Raw genomic sequence first — 19,359 nt, 5'->3', positions numbered from 1 at the left:
GTAATTGGCTGGCTAAATTTTTATCTGGCGGCGCAAAGCGAGGGGCAAGATCACCCTTGATTTTTCCCGATCCTGTCCACAGCGATCCAGATCAAACTTGACGAAGAATCAGACGGCCAGTACGCGATTACCGCCAACTTTTAGCCGAGTGGTGACTCAGAAAACATGCTGGGATGGCTGTCATCAGAATAAAGCCGACCGACCACAGAAAGGCTGTCTGGTAAGCAGCGTTCAGCCCGGCGTGTGGCAAGGTATGTTGGATGATGGTGGCGAGGACGGCCGTACCCATGGCGCCGCCGATATTTTGAAGCATCCGGGTGGCTGTCGTGGCTTCGGCAATCAAATCTTGCGGGAGTCCCGTGTAGCTGTCGGCCATGACGGGGATGGTCAGGCCACCTTGGCCGATTCCGCGGATGAAGAGCGCCAGAAGTAACCACCACGTGCTGGTATGCGCTGAAAAATAGACGAACGGTAGCGTTCCCGCCACGGCAATCACGATGGATACGAGAACCACCCACCGCGCCCCGATGTTGTCGGTTAGCTTGCCGATCTGGCTACGTGCGACCAGCAGCCCCACGCCTTGGGCAATGAGGTAGGTTCCGGACCAGACCACGCTGAGTCCTCGTGTGTTTTGGAGATACAGGGGTAACAGGAACATCGCGCCATTGACGGCGATTCCCGAAAGCATCAGAATGATGGTGGCAGCGTCGAAGGTGGGTGATTTAAATAACTGCAGGCTAACGAGGGCCTTGTCAGCATGGAAATGGGCATAGATTACGTAAGCGAATAGACTCGCTGTGGCCGCTGATAAGGGGAGCCAGACGTTGCGGGAGGAGAGTTGTACGCCTGTGCTGAAGTGAGTAATGCCAATGATGGCAAACGTGAAGAGGCTAGCGAGGAAAGCCAAACTGGGGATGTCGAGGCGCTTCCCACGCTTGGGTGCGGGAAAGGTGGGCATCTTCCAACCCAATAGGAAGAGTGAAATCACCACCAGCGGAATGTTAATCAGAAATATCCAGTGCCAGTTCAGCGTTTGAATCAGGTAGCCGCCGATGGTGGGCCCTAGGATGGGAATCAAGACGGCTGGCATGCCGACCACAGCCATTAATTTACCAAGACCGGTGCTACCGGCCACTTGGACCACGAGGGTCGTAATCAGTGGTACGATTATCCCGGCTGCCGCACCTTGAATAATCCGGCCGCTAATGAGAACCGGCAGTGTGGACGCCCAGCTGGAAAGTAGCGAGCCCAGTAAAAAGACGGCTAAAGCACCCAGGTACAGGTGTTTTCCATCGAACCAATTGGTGGCCCAACCGGTAACGGGAACCGTAATTCCCAGTGCGAGGACGTAACTGGTCGTTATCCACTGGGCAGCGTTGACGGAAACGTGGAGTGACTTCATAATGGTGTCGAGAGCGACGTTGGTCATGGTAGTATCGAGTAGTGGCGCGATGGCTCCGATGACCAGGAAGAGTGCGATTTGTGTGATATTTTGTTGCGATTTTTGTGTAGACATCGAATCACCTGATTTCAAATTAGATACGGCCGTATCTTATGAATGGCATATTACACCCGAATTTTATAAAAAACAAGGGAGACTAATCGAAATGGCAGAAAAAAAGACTCGGCGACGCGGGCCAGCCCTGACGAACGCGATCCTTGAGGCCGCTTGGGCCCAGCTCCAGGAGAAGGGCTATCAAGCCCTAACCATCGAAGGTGTGGCCGCCGCGGCCGCCACGACTAAAACGGTGTTGTATCGGCGTTGGCCGGACAAAGCTCACCTTGTGATCGCGGCCTTTGCACGGTTTGGTGGATTTACGGGCTACGTGGTCCCGGATACCGGGAGTCTGCGGACGGACTTTCTCGCGTTGATGGGCCAGATGGCGGCCTTTTTGGATAAATTACAGGACGAGACGTTTCGGGGGCTATTGGCAGATCGTCTGCAGCACCTAGAGTTGGATAACTTACTGACCCAAGCCAACGCGGACGACCCAAATCGGGGAATTCAAAAGATTGTCCAACCCCTATTGGATCACGCGGCCGCACGCGGCGAGATTACCCACGCGCAGTGGCCAGATCGGTTGGTCAACCTCCCCGGCATACTCCTGATTAACGAGGTGATTACCCGGCAGGCTTTGCCTCTGGCGGCCCGATATGAGATTGTCGATCAAATCTTATTGCCGGTCTTTGGGGTAACCTCAACGCGGTAATGTAGTGGATATGACAAAATACCGGCTAGAATCGTGATGAACGATCCTAACCGGTATTTTTAGCGTGGTATAATATTCCTAATATTACGCGGGCCGCTCCAAACTTACCGCCAGTAAGGTGACCTGATAGCTGGCGTTCGGCGCCTTGATGGTCACGGTGTCTCCCGGATGATGGCCCAGTAAGGCCTTGCCCAACGGCGACACGCGGGTGATTTTACCAGCGTTTAGGTCGGCCTCCTGCGTCCCCACGAGCTGGTAGCTGACCTGATCGTCATCGTCCATGAACTTGACGGTGACCCATTTACCCAGCTCCACCTTGTCGTCTTGGCTGGGGTCAACGACCTTGGCGTATTGCAGTTGCTTATTGAAGAATCTTAATTGGCTCTCCAAGTGCCGTAGATCGCGTTTAGCCGCGGAATATTCCGCATTTTCCGAGAGGTCGCCGTGGGCCCGGGCTTCCGCCAGAATCGCAATCTTTTCCGGACGGTCCGCCTCAAGCGCCGCAATCTTTTTCTGCAGGTCGCGGTAACCCGCGGCAGTGATGGGATTGAAATCTCCTGCCATGTGTTCCACCTCGTTTACATCGCATTTACCCCAATTTTACCAAGTTTTTTGAAAAAGAAAAGGAGTTCTCCTCATGAAATTATCCCTAACGTATTGGCTTCGCCAGGCCGGAATCGGCTTGGGTTTCGTCCTCGTGCTCGCCTTACTAGGGCATCTCAATTACGCGCGGTGGCGCCTATTACCGGGGATGACGGGGGCCGACTGGTACTTTCTGATCAGTTGGCTGTGCTTTCCGTTCGCCAAGTGGGCCATTCTGGAAGATCAGCGCGACGTCCAAGCCCCGACAATTCGCCGGAAAAAGAAGCAGCGCGCAGCTGATCGGACAGCCTCGGTCTACGAAAAGATGAATCGGCCCCAACGCGAACCCTGGTTAGAGGCGGCACCTAAAACCCACTTAAAGTGGTATTGGCGGGGGCTAGTCGACCTGGTTCTGGCCTTCTTTGGTCCCCTGATTTTGGGTGGTTACGTCACTTATTCGCTACGACACAATTAAATTGTGCTGATTTTTACTGCTTTATCGTGCAAATATCGACGTTTTTGCGACTTAACGCCCGATAAGCAAAAACCATGTTAAAGTTATGACAGTTGGAAGGGGTCAGTTCTTGCGGGACTGATGTTGCGAATCAACTAATCAAACTATGCGTGGTTAAGGTCACAATTTGGGGGAGACCTTAATCAGATTCGCACCCTGAGATTATCTAATCAAGAGGACGGTTGGCAGAGTAGAAAATTAGTCTGAAACTTAGGCGACTAGTAGCAGGATTTTCAGTGATGGACTGAAGAGTAAGCGACTGAATTGGGTTATTCCTAATACCTAAAGGATTCATGACTTCATTAGAACTTGGGGGAGTGCTAATTAAGCCAACGCCGGTAATTAAATAATCCAATCAAAAGAGGATCATCTGAGGGGATGATTCTTTTTTTGTGGGAGGAAACGATTGCAACTGAAAGGGAATCAAGGTACATTAAGGAATAATAAGGTTACGGTATAATTGAGTTGTGGTATTGGTTAATTTAACATTTTTTCAAACAGGACTACCATGGATGGGTGAAGGGACGTGATAGGGTGTTAGCCGTATATCTTTGTGAAGATAATCCAGAGCAACTCGCCCACTATACGGACGTTGTGAAGCGCTACATCATGATTAATGACTACGATATGCAGATTCGACAGGCCACGCCCAGTCCGCAGGCGTTGTTACAGAATTTGGCCGCTAATCCGCCAGAATATGCACTGTTTTTCTTGGATATCGAATTTCCGGCCGAGGACACCACGGGGCTTGAAACGGCGATTGCCATCAGAAAGCAGTTGGGGTTTGCCGAGATTGTCTTCGTGACGACCCACTCCGAAATGGCGCTCCTGACCTTCGAACGAAAGGTGGAACCCATGGACTTCGTGGTGAAGGATTTGGGACGGGCCCAGATTGATCAGAAACTTCGTGAAAATGTGGACTATGGCTATTAGCGGTATACCAGGTAGCGTCAAGAATCTTGTGTAAATGAAATGCCTTCGTACATATAATATGTAACTAACTCAAATAAATGATGCTTCCAAGGTGTCCTGGAGTCCTTTAAAGCCTCGGTGGATCCGCTTCAGAGACTTCTCGTTATAAGCATTAAACTGAGAAACCAGGAATCGATCCAGTGAATCTTCCGTTGGAAATTGTTCTTTGCGGTGGGTGGTGCGCTTGAGATGCTTGTTAAAGTTCTCAATCAAGTTAGTGGAGTAGAGTGATTGCCGAATGGCTGGTGGAAAGTCCATGAAAGTGAGCAGATTCGGCATTTTAAGCAGATCTTTGATTAACTTGGGATAGGTACGATGCCAGTTGTTGGCGAACTCATTCAGTTTCAGTTCGGCTGCTTCACGATTGGCAGCCCAATGAACTTGTTTAAAGTCATTGATCACGGCCTTACGGTCTTTCACCCGAACTTTGTTTATCAAATTACGCCCAACATGAACCAGGCAACGTTGTCGTTTAGCTTTGGGAAAATGCCGATTTAAACCTTCATCCAAACCAACTAACCCATCGGCCACAAACAACAGCACATCTTTGACACCTTGCTTAATCAGGGTTCCCAGTAATTCAGTCCAGATCCCAGTTGATTCCGTCGGCGCCACTTGGTAGTTCAGCACTTCTTTCGTACCATCTGGACGAATGCCAATCGCAATATGAACCGCTTCTTTTTGAACGGTATCCCGCTTTAACGGCAAGTAAGTGGCATCTAAGAAGATAGCCGCATATTGTGAAGCCAGTCGACGTTGCTGGAAAGCTTGAACCTGTTCATTGACGGCTTTAGTCATGTTGGAAACCGTGGCTTTGGAGTAGTGAGCACCGTACATATTCTCAATGAGTTCGGCAATTTCAGCAGTGGTAATTCCCTTGGTATACAACTGAATAACCGTTGTTTCTAAATTATCACTGTGCCGACCGTAGGCTGGCAAGGTATGATTTTCAAACCGGCCATTGCGATCTCGAGGAATGGTTAAGTTAAGTTGGCCGTACTTCGTATCAAACGAGCGCTCATAACTGCCGTTGCGGTTATTACCAGTGTTAATCCCAGCGTATGAGTAGCGTTCGTAACCCAAAAACTCTGCCAATTCAGTTTGAAGCAGCTGGTTGATGGCGATTTCAAGGTGGTGACGAAAAACTTCGTCCAAATCTTGTTTTTGGGCTAGTGCAGCGATAATTTCTGTGGTAAGTTCATTCATGGGGAATGCCTCCTGTGATGTTTTCTGTGGTTACTAAATATCATAAGGGAAGGCATTCCCTATTTCTATACAATTTAGAAATCTTTTGTGCGTTTACACAAGATATTTTACGCTCTCGTATACCAATTACTTAGGCAATACGGAAAATCTCTTCAGTTATAACATAGGGGGGCGGACGTTCAGCCTGCCGATGGGCGACGTGTACTTCGTGGCGACGTCGACCACGCCCCATAAGGTCACCGTCCACGCGGTTAATCAGCTGATGGAGTTTCCGGGTTTCTTAAAGGATATTGCGGATCAATATCCGGAGCTGTACCGCACGGATAAGAGTTTTTTGGTGAACTTGGATAACGTCAGTGGGATTGACACGGCGACGCGGCGGCTGATTTTTCCCAATGGGGATCAGACGGACGTGGCCACACGTCGCTTCCACGAGGTTAAAACCTTAGTGCAAAAACATTTAAAGTCCTAAGAGGGTGCGAGAGATGATGGACTTATTTCAAATATTTGACCGTCGATTTTGGGTCAATCTGGTACTGGCGGTCACCATGCAATGGTTCATCACGTTATGGATTGGGGTGATTCGGCCACAAAACTGGAAGCTACCCCTAAAGTGGATTGGCTGGGGGCTGATTCCCGCCTTTATCGGCCAGTCGTGGAGTCTTCTGATTCCGCCCATCAGTGCGCTGACGTATCTGGTGCATCACCGGCGTAAGTCGGCATTAATCTTCGTGAATGCGACGATTGTTATCTATTTGGTCGTCGTGCTGATTAACGACGTCTGTCGTCAAGTCTTCATCGAACTGTGGGGGGTGGATTTCACCAACGGGGTCTCGGGAGTGACTGCGCGATTGATCTTTCAGTTCGCCATCTACATGTTGATTTCGGTTGGGGTCTCCGGCATGCGGTTGCGCCCGGGGAACTTGGATGCGTTGGACTTTAGTCATAAGGAACAGTGGACGGTCATGGCTTTATTGGCCAGCCTAGCGCTACTGGCGGAAATGTCGTCGCTGATCATTCACCACTTGAGGATTACCCACGCCATGTTGACGTTTGCCTTAAGTATCGAACTGGTGATGGTCCTGGTGATTGCGGTGAGCCTCTTCGCCTTTCTCCAAAGCTTCTTCCATCGGCAGCACGTGCGCGCGGATTATCAGGAGAGTCTGTTGAAGAGCCGCTACGACCGGCGCATGTCCGATCAGGTACGGGCGATTCGACAATTCACCCACAACTATCAACAACAGATGCTACGTCTAGGCGACTACCTCGATGCCGAAGATTACGATGGCTTAGCGGCCTATTATCAAACGCTGAGCTCACGCTGGTCCACGACCCATCATCTGGTGGGGCTGGAAGCGGATGGCCTGCAACGGTTGGGGGATCCCCCGTTCAAGAGCCTACTTTTTCAGAAGATGTTGGCGGCGCAGAACCGAGGCAAGGAAATGCGCTTGGAAATTCCCGATCCGGTTAAAACGCTGCCCATGGATAGTATGGAATTGCTGCGTATGATGGGGGTTTTACTGGATAACGCGATTGAGGCGCCCACAGTGGATGACAACTTGACCATTTACTGTGCAATTCTGGACTATCCGGGTGCCGTGGAGGTGTCTGTGGCTAATGCGGTCTCCAAGACGAATCCGCCGAAGATTAATCGGTTTATGCAAGCGGGGTATTCCACTAAGGGTGAGAACCATGGCTTGGGATTGAGCACGGTTCAGGATATTATTAACCGGACGGAGAATGCATCGCTACAGATTGCGATTAAACGTGGCCGGTTGTACTTTACGGTGATTCTGACCAAACCGGGGAGGTGAGCACGTGATTACGGTAAATACGGTGAGTTTTGGACTGGCCGACTTTTCGTTGGTCTTTTGGTTTGTGTACTTTCAATACTATTGGTTTCCGCGACTGCACGTGAAGAAAAATTTCTTGCTCTTCTGTGCGCTCATGGGACTGGGGTTCACGGCGATTGATATTCTCAACCCGTTTACGGCCACCAGCAAGCTGCTGGGGATGCTCCCAATCATTGTGCTATTAGTTGTTGAGATTGGAATACTTGCCATGCGCAATAGCTGGCAATATCTCCCGGCGTTTATTGATGTGTCGATTTTGGCCTACTTGTTGATTGAATTCGTGGACATGACGGTGATTGCCGGAACGATTCGCCTGACGAGTGTCACCTTTGCTGCCAGCGTGTGGGGGACTCTCACGGAACTGACGATTGACACCGTCCTCTTTACCCTGGTGGCAATGGGCATCCTGCTCACGCGGGCACCCATGGAGAACCTGATTCAAGCGATGTTGGGGCGGTCGACGGAGTATTTATTTTTGATTTTTATGACGGTCCTGGGCCTGGTGTACATTCTCTTTGAATACTCGCTTCAGAGTCTGGCCGATTCCGACCACTACCTGATCTTCCTAGCTGGAATTTCAGGGACGCTGGTGGTGGGGCTGACGTTGAGCACCTACATGCTGATGCAGACCCACCTGCAAGAGGAGCACATTCAGCTTCAGACACAGCAACAGAAATTTCGTGAGCAGTACACGACCGAATTGAACCGCCAATTGGCGACTGTTCGCAAATTTAGTCACGACTATCAGAACATGCTCCTGGGGCTGGGCGGCTACCTGGAGGATCAAGACTACGAGGGCTTTCGCCAGCTTTATATCGACATTCGTTCGGGCTGGGCGACCAGCAACGCCGCTGAGCTGACCGTCGATGACCTGTCGAACATCCCGACGCCGGGCCTACGCTATGAGCTCTACCACAACTACCTGTTAGCCAGGGAAAGCGGTGTCCAGCTCTTCGTTAAGGTTCCCGATCCCTTGACGGCGACGGTCTCAGTACTCAAGGAAATGGTGAAATTGGTAAACCAGACGATTCCCCCCATTCTGCCGAGTATCAGCCACGTTAAACCACCGATGATTACGCTAGAATTGGCTGAAACGCCCACGCTCCTACGGCTATCGCTGACATTTCCAGTACCTGCCGATGCGCAGGTGGATGGCAAGCACCGTGTCGTGGCTGAGAAGGGGGTGCTGGACTTCTCAAAGCTCCAGCGTTCACTGCCGCAAGCGGCCACGAGCACGCTGCAGGTTAAACTACACTGGGGTCAGCTCATCGTTGCCTTACCGAAAGGGTAATCCAACCCTTGGAAGTTTCACAAAGTTTGTTTACTGAGACAATTAACTGAAAATTAATCTAATGGATAAGCGTATCCACGAAAGCGCTTGCAATTCTACTGCCATCTGATATACTGAGTTATGTAATACCAATCAATCTTTCAGAGAAGCCCGAATAATTCGGCAGTTTGACGGGTTCTCGACTTTGTGAAAGCAGGCCTTATCGTCAAGATTAGACTTACCTTTACAGACCGGGCCAATTGCCCAAATTGACGCGATCAGATTGCTCAATACTACATATTGAGATATGGCTAAGCTGAGTGAACAGCGTTTTTCTGACTACAAACTTAAAGATGTTGTGGTTACTCAATGATGCTAATGGGAACCGGAGTTGGTTACTCCGGTTTTTTTGCGTCCACGGGGCTGAGATTGAGAGTGTTACTAAAGGTTGAAAGTTCGCAAACATGCTCCAATCCCCAGCTGACATAGCTTACCGCCATTAAACGAGTCATCGACACCACCTGTGGGGACCGCCTGGCAGCCGTGAGTAACTATCTAGGTTGATTTGAACGGAAAGTCTCTGTGGTTTTTAGCCCTTACTAATAACTAATGTAAAATTTCAGAGATTTGATGCAACGCTGAAGGTGTCTAAAGGAAAATTTTAGAAATGTTTCCGTCAGTTGGCGATCTAAAAAACGTAGCGTAACCCGGCCGCACCCGGTGTTACGCTACGTTTCACTTTATCAAACTGCCTACTTTAAGTTGACTACTCCCCAAACCAATAAGATGGCCAACATCCCCGCGAGAATGATTAGGGCTAGTTTTTGTTGTCAGCGCATCAAATCCCCCCTAGCCATATCAACTGCCCTTAGTATAGCGAAAACCGATGATTAACAACCACAATCGTCCTTATCGTGCAAAATCTGACGATTAAGAGTTTAGAGTTGACAGCTCGGTTATTTGGCGCTAAACATGGCGAAATTTGCCGGTATGGGGGCCGTCACCGTCGTTAAAGGACCATTGATGGTAAATGGTTGGGGAAAGGTTAAGCGCCAGCAGTGAAGCCGTAAACGGTCTTGACTGGGTGGGCCATATAGCGGGTCACCGATCAATGGATGTCCGGCTGCGGCGAGGTGAACGCGTAGCTGATGCGTGCGTCCAGTCTCCAGCCAGAGCTTCACCAATGTGGCATGGGGCTGGTGGTCGCATACGTCGTAGTGGGTGATGGCGGGCTGAGCTTGGACCCCGTTGACCTGACGTTTACGCCGATCGTGAGGATCACGACCGATAGGGGCAGTGAAGGTTCCCGCTCCCCGGAGGTCGCCGTGAACCCAGGCAAGGTAGGTCCGCTGCACCTGTTTGTCCGCAATCTGTCGTACCATAATGGGGACCACGGCCGGCGTCTTGGTCATTAACAGAGCGCCCGTCGTCTCCCGGTCCAGACGGCTTAAAATATAGGGACCGGGTTGCTGGTCGCCGAGGTAGGCCGCCACGTGGTTCAGGGTGGTCCCCCGTTCTCCCGGCTGGTTGGGATGGGTCTTACTGCCGCGGGTCTTGTTAATGACCAGCAGATCAGCTGTTTCGTAAAGAACCGTCACGGTTGCGGCGCTGTCCGGTGCCACATCGGGAAAGGGTTCGGCGAAGTCAACCGGCACGAAGGTCAGACTGACCACTTCGCCGCCATAGACCGGTTGGTTCATTGAACGATAGGTGCCGTTGACCACGACGCGTTGGCTAACGCGCAGGTCGTGAATCAGATGCTTGGGGATGCGCCAAGCGCTGAGCAGTTGACGCAGAGGTAAGGGCGCTTGGGCGAGCGGTAGGGGAATGGTATAGGACCAGTGCATGGATGTCTCCTTTCTAGAAGTGGGCGTAACGGGCGATTTCAGACAAAATGACCCACCGCGACTGCGGCAGGCCATTTTAAGGATTCATTTATTTAGTCAATTCTGGCTTAACAATCAACACGTCACAAATTGCAGAACGGCTAACGTAGTTGGTAACGGAACCCACCATTAAGCGTTCAACGGCGGTTAGTCCGGTTGACCCAATCACGATTAACTCGGAACCGTGGTCTGCAGGGAATTCTCGGGCGATAACGGGCTTAGGATTCCCAAACCGCACGTGAATGCTGACGTCGGGAACACCGGCGTTAATCGCTTGTTGCTTCAAGCTTTCCAGCCGGTCTTGAACGTCTTGTGAGAGCTTGTAAATGACATCGCCACTTACAGCGCCACCATAAGTATCGCTGAATTGGTTAACTTCTAGGACGTTTAAGATATCAAGATGCGTTTGGTTACGTTTAGCGACTTCGATTGCTTTTTCTAAAACTGGTTGGGTTGCCTTAGAACCGTCAACGGGAACCAGAATGTTCTTGTATTGTTGTAACATATAGAATGCCACCCCTTCACGAGACATGTTGATACTTTACCTATACTATATCATTTATTGGCGACTGTGTAAGCACTTAATTGCCCGTCCCACAGTGAAAGGACGTGAAAAACCCGTATTTTACGGGGCTTGGTGGAAATCAAAAAAATCTGCTACTCACAATTGAAAATGCGTGGTGTCAATCTAGGATGAACGCGTCTACCCAAAATACGGCCAACGCCTGCTAGTCACCCCCTGGCGTGGACGCAAAATTAAGGCGCGAAACGTCTAGGTTTGATCCAAAGGGATGACCGTTAAGGCGCCGGGCAATAATAAAATAAATATCGGCCGAGATTTTTTGACGGGAATTTAGTCGATTCTCGGGTGGTTGGCCGGGACTAAGGCCGTTATTAAAATGATTATAAACGCTGAAATATCAAGGAATCTGGGCTTGGCAGACCCATCGTTTTCGCGTATAGTGGCGAGTACAGAAATCGAGATGAATTGGGGGAGAGGCACGATGAAAGGATTACACAAACGGTGGCTAACACAAGGGGTTCGGGCGGTAGGGCTGTTAGGCGTGGGCCTTGCGTTTAGCTTAGGTGGTCTGGTTCTGCAAGGCCCCGTGGCGCTGTTGCGTTTTCATCGTTATGTGACGGGAGACTTCCAGGTTGCACATTTACCACTGTTGGGCCTCATCAGCTTACTCTTGCCGGGTCTCGTCTTGGGGCCCTTAATGCAACGCTGGGCGCGGTAGGATGGAGGGAAGCTGGCGGGCATGGCGTCAGGTCGGGGCCAGTGGGCTACTGAACCTAGCATACGGCCTGTTACTCTTAACGAGTCTGGACCAACTGGCGCCGCTTCCCCGGGAGACGGCCATTCTGACAACGCCGCTTGGCCATGGGACGATGGGGGCCTTCCTGGAAGCCGGCGGTGGGCTGTGTTTTTGGTTTGTTGCGCTGGGAATCAGTCAACTGTGGCTTGGCCGGGATCATCCCCGGCTAGCACGCTGGTGGGCCTTGAGCCTCGTTCCGCTGTTACCCGTGATTGCGGGGCTGTCTACGCGGTATCACGCCCATCTGGGGGCAGTGGCCGCTGGAATCACGGTGGTTGTTCCGTTCCTCGGTTTTCTTATTCCGGGAGCCGTTTTTGGGTTGGTGGTCAGCTATGTGAACCGGGCCAGCCAGCGCCAAGATTCTCAGCGTTTAGCCGTGGCGATTGCCACCATAAAAAACCGCCACATCGCAAAGGATGTGACGGTTCAGTCGGACTAGATGAGCCTAACTTACTTCATGCTTGAAGAAGTTAAGGACAATCCAGACCAGAAGTTACTGTTGGCTGGACTCATGTTGAAGCCCTTAACCCGCTTGTTAACGGGTGCCCAGTTGTAGCTGAATGAATCAGGGGCAACGGCCGCTTGATCATTCATGTATTCTTGCCATTGCTTGAAGGCCTTGATCCGGTAATTTTCGTTCCAGGCCTTGCTGTTGTTCATGTTGTTCATCAGTTGGGTGTTCTTCTTGGAAACGAAGTGGCCCATGTTGTAAGTTGCGTCTTCACCGTAGATTTGCGTAGGGGTTGGTTCGGATGATAAGCCCCAGGCAGCGGCGTAGACGTCAATCTTACTTTGCTTAGGTGCTTGTAACGTCGAGTAGAAGCTGTTCATTTCCATCGTCTTACCCGTGGCAAACTTCACGTTCAAGCCCACCTTGTGCCATTGTTGCAGGTAGTCTTGGTATTCGGCGGCTTGAGCTGAAGTCCCCGTCATCGCCCCGAAGTAGATGGTTAACTTCTTGCCGTTAGGATCGGAACGCCACTTGCTGCCGTCACGCTTCTTGTAACCGGCATCGGTCAGCAACTTGTTGGCCTTCTTGATGTTCAGTGGGTAGCCCTTGGCTGAAGAATCCCAGTACTTCTGGAAGATTGGTGGGATCAGGGTGTTGGCCCGCCAAGTAATCCCGTTACCGAACTTCTTGCTGATGGCATCGAGGTTCAGGGCGTACATCATGGCTTGACGCAGGCTCTTGTTGGCCATCTTGCTGTTCTTGTCCATGACGTTCTTTTGGGTCTTGGTGTCGTAATGCCCTACGTTGAAGCCAAAGTAATCGTAAGACAGTGCGGGTTGCCCCGTAATCTGGTAGTTCTTAACACTCTTCAATTGTTTGTAGTCGGTTCCGTGTAGAACACCGTAAGGCATCGTGAAGTCGTACTTGTTGGACTGGATGGCCTTGTCGATGTTGTTGGAAGAAACCACGTTGATTGAGATGTGCTTGATCTTAGGCGTCTTGCCGTAGTAGTACTTGTTTGGTGACCAAGTGGTGGATTCACCTTCGACCACCTTATCCAACTTGTAAGGACCCGTGAAGATAGGGTTCTTCCGGATTTGCTTGGAGGAAGCTAACTTGGCAATTGGGACGTTCTTGATGTATTCGTAAGGCTCAACCGTGCCCCAGATGAAAGAGTTTCCCAGGTATTGCATGGCTGGTGTAACCTTGGTCAAATGAATGACGGCAGTCCGGCCTTTTTGGCCATCCGGGAAGGTAATCCCAGAGATAGTCTTGGCACTACCCGTGTGGTAGGCCGCCATCCCCTTGATGTTGTTGAAGTCGGCGGAGTACTGTTGCGAAGTCGTCTTCTTGTTAGCGATGACTTCGTACGGATACTCAATGTCCTTAGCGGTGACGGGATCACCGTTGGACCACTTGGCGTTCTTCCGTAACGTAATCGTGACGGTCTTAGCCTTCCGGTTGATCGTCTGGTTGGCTAGGCCACCCTTGACGATCTTGAAGTTCTTATCGGTGTGGAACAGGCCGTTGGTGTTGTTGGCCTGATCACCACCAGGTGAGAAGACGTCGGTATCTTCGGAGTTGGTCGACAGAACGGGATCGGAGATCCCTTGGAATGGCGAATCATTTGGTTCGGCCAGCTTCAATGTACTGTTCTTCGTGGCCGTCTTATCGGTTGCCTTCGTGTTCTTATAAGCGGTCTTTAACTGCACGGAAGCGCCGCTAGTACCGCTCTTGGAACTGGATGAACTCTTGCTGGAACAGGCCGCGAGACTGACGGTTGCGAGAACCGCCATGGCGGACAAGGCGAGCTTTTTCTTATCCATACTATGTTTCCCCCTTGATTTTTAAAAATCCTCGATGAGACTGACGAGTGGTTCTCCTCAGGATCACCCGTCATTACGGTGAATTGAACGTCCTGCTTGATAAGTGGGCACCATCTCCTCAAATAGATAGCAACTTAAAGCTAGTTGATTGAGCCTTGACGTTGTGATGAATCTGCAGCGCGGCGGAGCACTTGACCAACGTAGCTGATTGATAGACAGAGAATAATAATTTCTAACGCCGCCGGGAACCAAGTCCACCAGTATTGGGTGATGTTGTTTGGATCATTGGCGTTGGCGATCATCGTCCCTAACGATGGTGTCTGGCTCGGTAGCCCGAAGCCCAGGTAGGATAGCCCAGTTTCAACCCCGATGTTTTCGGCGAAGGAAAGGGTACAGTCAACGATGATGAGCGACGAAATGTTGGGCATGATTTCTCTAAAGATAATCTTCCAATGACTGGTTCCGGAGGCCTTAGAGGCGGCCACGTAGTCCTTCTCCGCTTCGGCTAATGTTCGCGACCGAATCAACCGAGACGTGCCTTCCCAGTAGAAGATGGAGAAGATGAACGTCAAGGTGACGGAGTTGTAGTGGGGGATGATGGTGACCAAAACGATGATCATCATGGTCATCGGCAACATCATCATGAAGTCATAAATCCGTTGCATGCCCCAGTCGATGTAACCGTTGAAGTAACCGGAGATTAACCCCCAGCAAATCCCAAAGGTCGATGAAATTACGGTCAGCCCAATGGCAATCCCAATGGAGTTTCGGGAGCCAACGATCAGTTGTTTAGCCACTGACCGTCCCGCCGAATCGGCGCCGAGCCAATAGTCAGCGGTGAACGGTTGATTGAAGTAACCCATGATGTTGGTTTCCATCATCTTAGGCGTGTTGATGAACAGCGCCCCAATCATCACGAAGAGGATGAACCCAACGATAATGATGAGTGCCGCCATGGCGGGCTTGTCCGCCTTGAATTCACTCCAGATAATTTTAGCCGTGGAAGGCGTGGCCTCAGCCTGCGCTTCCTGGGTCAGCCGGGCTAAATCAGCCGCGGAAATATCTGAGTGTTGTTCGAAATTTTCTGCCATTCTGTTTAGCCTCCTTTACTGGATTCGAATTCGTGGATCGACAATGCTTAAAATAATATCGGATAATAAGGTCCCAATCAGGTTTAAGATCCCGTAGATGAGGACCAAAGCCGTGATAACGGTGTAATCCCGATAGCTAATGGAGTTCACGAAGAGTAGCCCCATGCCGGGATAGGAGAAGACCGTTTCGGTAAAGATTGACCCGTTCAACAGACCGGTGATGGAGTAGCCGGCAAATGCGGCGATGGGGAGCAGGGAATTCCGGAAGATGTGATGCCGGTAGATATCCTTGCTAGGAACCCCTTTAGACCGCGCCGTCCGTACGTAATCGGAATGCTTGGAGTCAATCACTTCGGAACGCAGGTACTGGACGATGTTGACAGTCCCGAATAGCGCCCCGAGTAAACCGGGTAGGAGAATATGGTAGAAGCGCGATCCCAAGGTTTGTATCCAGCCGTTGGCATCCGAGGAAATCGACCCGGTCGTAGGGAACCAACCCAACACGTAACCGAAGATCCAAATGCCGATGACCAAGATAACGAAGAAGGGAATACAGTAGGTGACGTAGGTGTAGACCCGGATGATGGTATCGGGGAGTTTACCTTCATGCCGCCCGGCGTAGACTCCCATGGGTAGGGCGAAGACGTAGGTTAGAATCATGGTAAACAGCGCCAACCATAGGGTGTTGGCGGCCCGACCACCAATCAACCGAGTAACGGGTTCTTGGTACTGGTAACTGTTCCCTAAGTTTCCGTGGAACAGGTGGACGACCCAATTCCAATACTGTTGATACCAGGGGTCATACAGACCGTTGATTTTCATTAAATGATGAATTTGTGCGGGGTCCGCCTTGGGGTTGATGGAGCCGGTGAAGGGATCACCGGGCATCGCTTTGGCCAGAAGGAAGACCAGAATACTTAGAATAATGACTTCGGGAATCATGATTAAGAAACGCCGGAGAATTGTTTTCCACATTAGGCCTGCACCTCCCCTTCCTGACGAGCGAGCTGTTGCGCAACGTTTTGCGATAAGGCAACGGCGTGGGTCGGGGTGACTTGAACCAGCGGATAGGCCTCGCCCTGTTCGTCGTAGTACTTACTCTGTTGTTCACGGTAGACTTCCTCAACGGCCAGCCGGGACGCACGGTGCGCCTCACGAGAGTTGACGTTGGTTTCGGGAATGGCGGCTAACAGACGCTTGGTGTAGATGTGGAGGGGATGATTGTAAATATCATCCCGGGTACCAATCTCGACCAGCCGACCGCGGTTCATGATGGCAATGTTATTGCACATGTGCCGCACCACCCCTAAGTCATGGGAGATGAAGAGATAAGAGATACCAAATTCACGTTGAATCTTCTTCATAAAGTTCAAGACCTGTGCTTGCACGGACAGGTCCAGCGCGGAGACCGGCTCATCGGCAATGATGAGCTTGGGATTCGTGGCGACCGCCCGGGCAACGCCGATCCGTTGCCGTTGTCCACCGGAGAATTGGTGGGGATACTTATACAATGCATCTGCGTCCAGACCGACAATGTTTAATAATTGTAAAACCCGTAATTTTTCATCGTCTTTGCTCAGGTGCTCGAAGTTCCGGAGTGGCTCCGCGATGATGTCTTCGATCCGCTTCCGGGGATTCAGGCTAGACAGTGAATCCTGAAAGATCATTTGTACATCATGGTTGTAGTCCAACTTTCGGCGATTCTCGGCCTTGGTAATGTCGACCCCCTTGTAGAGAATCGACCCACTGGTGACCTTCTCAAGGCCGACCACGGATTTACCGGTCGTGGACTTGCCAGACCCGGATTCACCGACGAGGCCGTACGTTTCACCGGCTTCAATGTTAAAGCTCACGCCATCCACGGCACGAACGGAGTCGGTGATGCGGTTCCAGAAGCCGGAACGGATCGGGTAGTGAACTTTTAAATCTTTAATTTCGATTAGGCTCATGCCTTCACGCTCCCTTGCTCATCTGGAAATTGGAAATGTTTGTAACAGGTGCATCGCACCTCGTGGCCCGGGGCCACCTCATGCATCGTTGGATTGGCTTCGTGAGCCTCGGCTGGTACCCACGGAATCCGCGGGGCGAACCGGTCACCCGTGGCGGGCATCTTCTGTAAGGAAGGAACGTTGCCCTGAATGACGTAGAGGTCATCGTTTTCGTTGTCGCGTTGCGGCATCGACCGTAGTAGCGAGCGGGTGTAGGGATGCTCGGGCGTATTGAAGACCTGTTCCACGGCTCCCTGCTCGACGATTTGTCCGGCGTACATGACGGCGACCCGGTCGGCGGTTTCAGCGACGACACCCAAGTCATGGGTGATGAGGATAATGCCGGCGTGATTTTCTTTTTGGATGTCCCGCAACACGTCCAGAATTTGGGCCTGAATAGTCACGTCCAAAGCCGTCGTTGGTTCGTCGGCGATGATGAGGTCGGGCTTGCAGGCGATGGCAATGGCGATGATGACCCGTTGCCGCATTCCGCCGGAGAGTTCATGGGGAAACTGTCGGGCAGTCCGTTGTGGATTGACAATCCCAACTTGATCAAGAAGCTCGAGGACGCGCTTATGTTTGTCCTCGGTGGAAAGGTCGGTGTGGTAATCCATAACTTCACTGATTTGTTCTTCAATTCGCTTTAAAGGGTTCAAGGCGGACAGAGGATCTTGGAAAATCATGCCGATCTTCGCGCCACGAAACTGGTTGTAACCTTGTTCATCAAGTTTGAGGAGGTCGGTGCCTTCAAAGTCAACTTCACCGGAAATTTTAGTCTCTGCCGGATCATGGAGTCCCATGATGGTAGTGGCTAGGGTACTTTTACCACAACCTGATTCACCAACGATGGCGAGAATTTCGTCGTGTTGGACCTGGAGGTTAATGTGGGAGATGGCGTCGTAGTAGTGGCCGTCAATCTTGAAAGCCGTGCTGACGTCCTTAATGTTTAGAAAGTTTGATGCGGTTTCCACGGAAATCCCTCCCAATGTTCTAATCTACCTCTCATTTGTAGATGAAGCTTGATGAATAAACGTCTAGGCGTATTCAATTTGCTTACGAACAATAATTGTTTTTGATTATAGTTAATCAAATTCTCATTTACAACCCCTATATTTCTCTTGACAGTCATAATTTATTCATAAAGTCTTCATAAGATTTGATATATCAATCTTCGCAGAAATTGAATAAAATGATAAAAAATTTAACTTGAAAGAGTTAAGTTGGTCAATTTGCTTGCTAAACCAATAATTAACAGGGGTAATGTATACAATTATCTGGAAAGTTATGCATGTATATTTCAGATGAGAATATGCTAAGGGATTCCAGGAAGCACCGCTACTGACCGGAAGAGTGTGGTATGATACCAGTATTGATTACAGACTTTTTGAAAGCGATGGCTAGACCGATGAGATTAGACTTTTCCGTTGCCGTTCATAGCTTGCTGTATCTGGACGAGAATCGTCCTCGGAAGATAGCGAGCCGTGAATTGGCAACGTCACTACAATTGAATGCGGTGATGATCCGCAACATTCTCTCCGTGCTCCACAAGCAGGGTTACATCGAAGGTTCTGTCGGCAAAAATGGGGGTTACCAGTTGATTCGTAGCCTAGACGAGATTAACGTGGGGGAACTCTATGATTTGACTATCCCGCCAACCATTAGCTATGCGCGGTTTATTACTGGAGATTCCAAGGGAACGAAGCATACGGACGCGACCGATATTTCGGCCAACATTTCGCAGACGTTGACGGACCTCTTCACGCTGGCCGATGAGGATTACCGCAAGTTTTATCATCAATTTACGATGACGGACCTCAAGGAAGACTTGCACGCCCACGGTTATTTCCGTCGACTAATTAACGACTGAACCTAGTGAGCAAAATGCTACTAAACTTTAGTTAGCGGCGTTATAATGAGGGTATAAAATCGAATGGTGACTAAGGCCACCATTAATAACAGTCAGAACCGCCAGGGGTGAACTCTGACGGGGGCTGGGTCTCCGCCAAGTGTGGAGACCTTTTTTGTTGCCCTTGGGGCGATGAACGTGCCGTCAGCGGGACCAATTTTTGGGAAGTTACACGTACTTTTCCATTATATTGGCGGTAAATTGTAATCGGTTCCAATGCGTGCTATGATTTAGGATAGTCGGGGGTCGTTACCCGACGATTGGTTATTACGAAAGGGGTTTTTG

Annotated in this window: 17 protein-coding genes and 2 pseudogenes; 9 read left to right on the top strand and 10 right to left on the bottom strand. The window is 50.6% G+C overall.

Features of this window, described 5'->3' with window-relative positions:
• Positions 1-127 precede the first annotated feature (127 nt).
• A complete protein-coding gene (locus KB236_08975; GenBank protein ID UIF28668.1) occupies positions 128-1,516 on the bottom strand; it encodes a multidrug efflux MFS transporter in 1,389 nt (462 codons plus the stop codon).
• A gap of 91 nt (positions 1,517-1,607) precedes the next feature.
• On the opposite strand from KB236_08975, the gene KB236_08970 reads away from it, so the two are divergent.
• A complete protein-coding gene (locus tag KB236_08970; protein ID UIF28667.1) occupies positions 1,608-2,210 on the top strand; it encodes a TetR/AcrR family transcriptional regulator in 603 nt (200 codons plus the stop codon).
• Positions 2,211-2,294: 84 nt separating this feature from the next.
• Here the strand turns inward: KB236_08970 and greA are convergent, their stop codons facing one another.
• Positions 2,295-2,774, bottom strand: a complete 480-nt coding sequence (greA, locus tag KB236_08965; GenBank protein ID UIF28666.1) for a transcription elongation factor GreA — start codon at positions 2,772-2,774, stop codon at positions 2,295-2,297.
• A 73-nt stretch (positions 2,775-2,847) separates the two neighbouring features.
• Here greA and KB236_08960 point away from each other — a divergent pair, with 73 nt between their 5' ends.
• Both KB236_08960 and KB236_08955 read left to right on the top strand, forming a co-directional pair.
• Positions 2,848-3,267 carry a hypothetical protein gene (locus KB236_08960; protein UIF28665.1) on the top strand — a complete coding sequence of 140 codons (420 nt, stop codon included), beginning with the start codon at positions 2,848-2,850 and terminating at the stop codon, positions 3,265-3,267.
• Between the two features lie 573 nt (positions 3,268-3,840).
• Positions 3,841-4,236, top strand: a pseudogene (locus tag KB236_08955) (response regulator).
• A 72-nt stretch (positions 4,237-4,308) separates the two neighbouring features.
• Here the strand turns inward: KB236_08955 and KB236_08950 are convergent.
• Positions 4,309-5,484 (bottom strand): IS256-like element IS1310 family transposase, encoded by a 1,176-nt coding sequence (locus tag KB236_08950; protein UIF28664.1) that lies wholly within the window; start codon positions 5,482-5,484, stop codon positions 4,309-4,311.
• 118 nt (positions 5,485-5,602) lie between these two features.
• Here KB236_08950 and KB236_08945 point away from each other — a divergent pair.
• The 3 genes and pseudogenes from KB236_08945 (at position 5,603) to KB236_08935 (ending at position 8,628) form a co-directional block, all read left to right on the top strand.
• Positions 5,603-5,956, top strand: a pseudogene (locus KB236_08945) (LytTR family transcriptional regulator DNA-binding domain-containing protein).
• A gap of 13 nt (positions 5,957-5,969) precedes the next feature.
• A complete protein-coding gene (locus KB236_08940) occupies positions 5,970-7,298 on the top strand; it encodes a GHKL domain-containing protein (GenBank protein UIF28663.1) in 1,329 nt (442 codons plus the stop codon).
• A gap of 4 nt (positions 7,299-7,302) precedes the next feature.
• Positions 7,303-8,628, top strand: coding sequence for a signal transduction protein (locus KB236_08935; protein ID UIF28662.1), 1,326 nt, complete (start codon positions 7,303-7,305; stop codon positions 8,626-8,628).
• A 935-nt stretch (positions 8,629-9,563) separates the two neighbouring features.
• On the opposite strand, the gene KB236_08930 is transcribed toward KB236_08935, so the two are convergent.
• Both KB236_08930 and KB236_08925 read right to left on the bottom strand, forming a co-directional pair.
• Positions 9,564-10,454 carry an RluA family pseudouridine synthase gene (locus tag KB236_08930; GenBank protein UIF28661.1) on the bottom strand — a complete coding sequence of 297 codons (891 nt, stop codon included), beginning with the start codon at positions 10,452-10,454 and terminating at the stop codon, positions 9,564-9,566.
• Positions 10,455-10,542: 88 nt separating this feature from the next.
• The gene (locus tag KB236_08925; GenBank protein UIF28660.1) at positions 10,543-10,998 is read right to left on the bottom strand and encodes a universal stress protein; all 456 of its coding nucleotides are present in this window, start codon (positions 10,996-10,998) and stop codon (positions 10,543-10,545) included.
• 499 nt (positions 10,999-11,497) lie between these two features.
• Here KB236_08925 and KB236_08920 point away from each other — a divergent pair, with 499 nt between their 5' ends.
• Both KB236_08920 and KB236_08915 read left to right on the top strand, forming a co-directional pair.
• Positions 11,498-11,734 (top strand): hypothetical protein, encoded by a 237-nt coding sequence (locus KB236_08920; protein ID UIF28659.1) that lies wholly within the window; start codon positions 11,498-11,500, stop codon positions 11,732-11,734.
• 1 nt (position 11,735) lies between these two features.
• Positions 11,736-12,251 carry a hypothetical protein gene (locus tag KB236_08915; GenBank protein UIF28658.1) on the top strand — a complete coding sequence of 172 codons (516 nt, stop codon included), beginning with the start codon at positions 11,736-11,738 and terminating at the stop codon, positions 12,249-12,251.
• Between the two features lie 11 nt (positions 12,252-12,262).
• Here KB236_08915 and KB236_08910 read toward each other — a convergent pair whose 3' ends face one another.
• The 5 genes from KB236_08910 to KB236_08890 all read right to left on the bottom strand — a co-directional run bounded on the left by KB236_08910 (position 12,263) and on the right by KB236_08890 (position 18,139).
• Positions 12,263-14,089: an oligopeptide ABC transporter substrate-binding protein gene (locus KB236_08910; protein ID UIF28657.1), complete on the bottom strand. Its 1,827-nt coding sequence runs from the start codon at positions 14,087-14,089 to the stop codon at positions 12,263-12,265.
• Positions 14,090-14,229: 140 nt separating this feature from the next.
• Complete coding sequence (locus KB236_08905) at positions 14,230-15,180, bottom strand: ABC transporter permease (GenBank protein ID UIF28656.1); 951 nt, start codon at positions 15,178-15,180, stop codon at positions 14,230-14,232.
• A gap of 15 nt (positions 15,181-15,195) precedes the next feature.
• Entirely contained in the window at positions 15,196-16,155 is a 960-nt protein-coding gene (locus KB236_08900; GenBank protein ID UIF28655.1) for an ABC transporter permease, read from the bottom strand.
• On the bottom strand, positions 16,155-17,129 hold the full coding sequence (locus tag KB236_08895) for an ATP-binding cassette domain-containing protein (GenBank protein ID UIF28654.1): 975 nt from the start codon (positions 17,127-17,129) through the stop codon (positions 16,155-16,157). Before KB236_08895 ends, KB236_08900 begins: the two co-directional genes overlap by 1 nt.
• Positions 17,126-18,139, bottom strand: a complete 1,014-nt coding sequence (locus KB236_08890; protein ID UIF28653.1) for an ABC transporter ATP-binding protein — start codon at positions 18,137-18,139, stop codon at positions 17,126-17,128. The genes KB236_08895 and KB236_08890 overlap by 4 nt, the downstream gene beginning before the upstream one ends.
• A 434-nt stretch (positions 18,140-18,573) precedes the next feature.
• Here KB236_08890 and KB236_08885 point away from each other — a divergent pair, with 434 nt between their 5' ends.
• Positions 18,574-19,035 carry an Rrf2 family transcriptional regulator gene (locus tag KB236_08885; protein ID UIF28652.1) on the top strand — a complete coding sequence of 154 codons (462 nt, stop codon included), beginning with the start codon at positions 18,574-18,576 and terminating at the stop codon, positions 19,033-19,035.
• The last annotated feature ends 324 nt before the right edge of the window (positions 19,036-19,359 follow it).

Origin of the sequence: Levilactobacillus brevis (assembly GCA_021383565.1) — a bacterium.
Classification (GTDB): Bacteria; Bacillota; Bacilli; order Lactobacillales; family Lactobacillaceae; genus Levilactobacillus; species Levilactobacillus brevis_B.
Note: the sequence above shows the minus strand (reverse complement) of the source record. Positions and strands in the feature narration are given on the sequence as shown.

What these genes read in the sequence shown, in the direction of transcription:
- KB236_08975 (UIF28668.1), bottom strand. Translation starts at nt 1,516, where the DNA reads ATGTCTACACAAAAATCGCAACAAAATATCACACAAATCGCACTCTTC.
- KB236_08970 (UIF28667.1), top strand. Translation starts at nt 1,608, where the DNA reads ATGGCAGAAAAAAAGACTCGGCGACGCGGGCCAGCCCTGACGAACGCG.
- greA (UIF28666.1), bottom strand. Translation starts at nt 2,774, where the DNA reads ATGGCAGGAGATTTCAATCCCATCACTGCCGCGGGTTACCGCGACCTG.
- KB236_08960 (UIF28665.1), top strand. Translation starts at nt 2,848, where the DNA reads ATGAAATTATCCCTAACGTATTGGCTTCGCCAGGCCGGAATCGGCTTG.
- KB236_08950 (UIF28664.1), bottom strand. Translation starts at nt 5,484, where the DNA reads ATGAATGAACTTACCACAGAAATTATCGCTGCACTAGCCCAAAAACAA.
- KB236_08940 (UIF28663.1), top strand. Translation starts at nt 5,970, where the DNA reads ATGATGGACTTATTTCAAATATTTGACCGTCGATTTTGGGTCAATCTG.
- KB236_08930 (UIF28661.1), bottom strand. Translation starts at nt 10,454, where the DNA reads ATGCACTGGTCCTATACCATTCCCCTACCGCTCGCCCAAGCGCCCTTA.
- KB236_08925 (UIF28660.1), bottom strand. Translation starts at nt 10,998, where the DNA reads ATGTTACAACAATACAAGAACATTCTGGTTCCCGTTGACGGTTCTAAG.
- KB236_08920 (UIF28659.1), top strand. Translation starts at nt 11,498, where the DNA reads ATGAAAGGATTACACAAACGGTGGCTAACACAAGGGGTTCGGGCGGTA.
- KB236_08915 (UIF28658.1), top strand. Translation starts at nt 11,736, where the DNA reads ATGGAGGGAAGCTGGCGGGCATGGCGTCAGGTCGGGGCCAGTGGGCTA.
- KB236_08910 (UIF28657.1), bottom strand. Translation starts at nt 14,089, where the DNA reads ATGGATAAGAAAAAGCTCGCCTTGTCCGCCATGGCGGTTCTCGCAACC.
- KB236_08905 (UIF28656.1), bottom strand. Translation starts at nt 15,180, where the DNA reads ATGGCAGAAAATTTCGAACAACACTCAGATATTTCCGCGGCTGATTTA.
- KB236_08900 (UIF28655.1), bottom strand. Translation starts at nt 16,155, where the DNA reads ATGTGGAAAACAATTCTCCGGCGTTTCTTAATCATGATTCCCGAAGTC.
- KB236_08895 (UIF28654.1), bottom strand. Translation starts at nt 17,129, where the DNA reads ATGAGCCTAATCGAAATTAAAGATTTAAAAGTTCACTACCCGATCCGT.
- KB236_08885 (UIF28652.1), top strand. Translation starts at nt 18,574, where the DNA reads ATGAGATTAGACTTTTCCGTTGCCGTTCATAGCTTGCTGTATCTGGAC.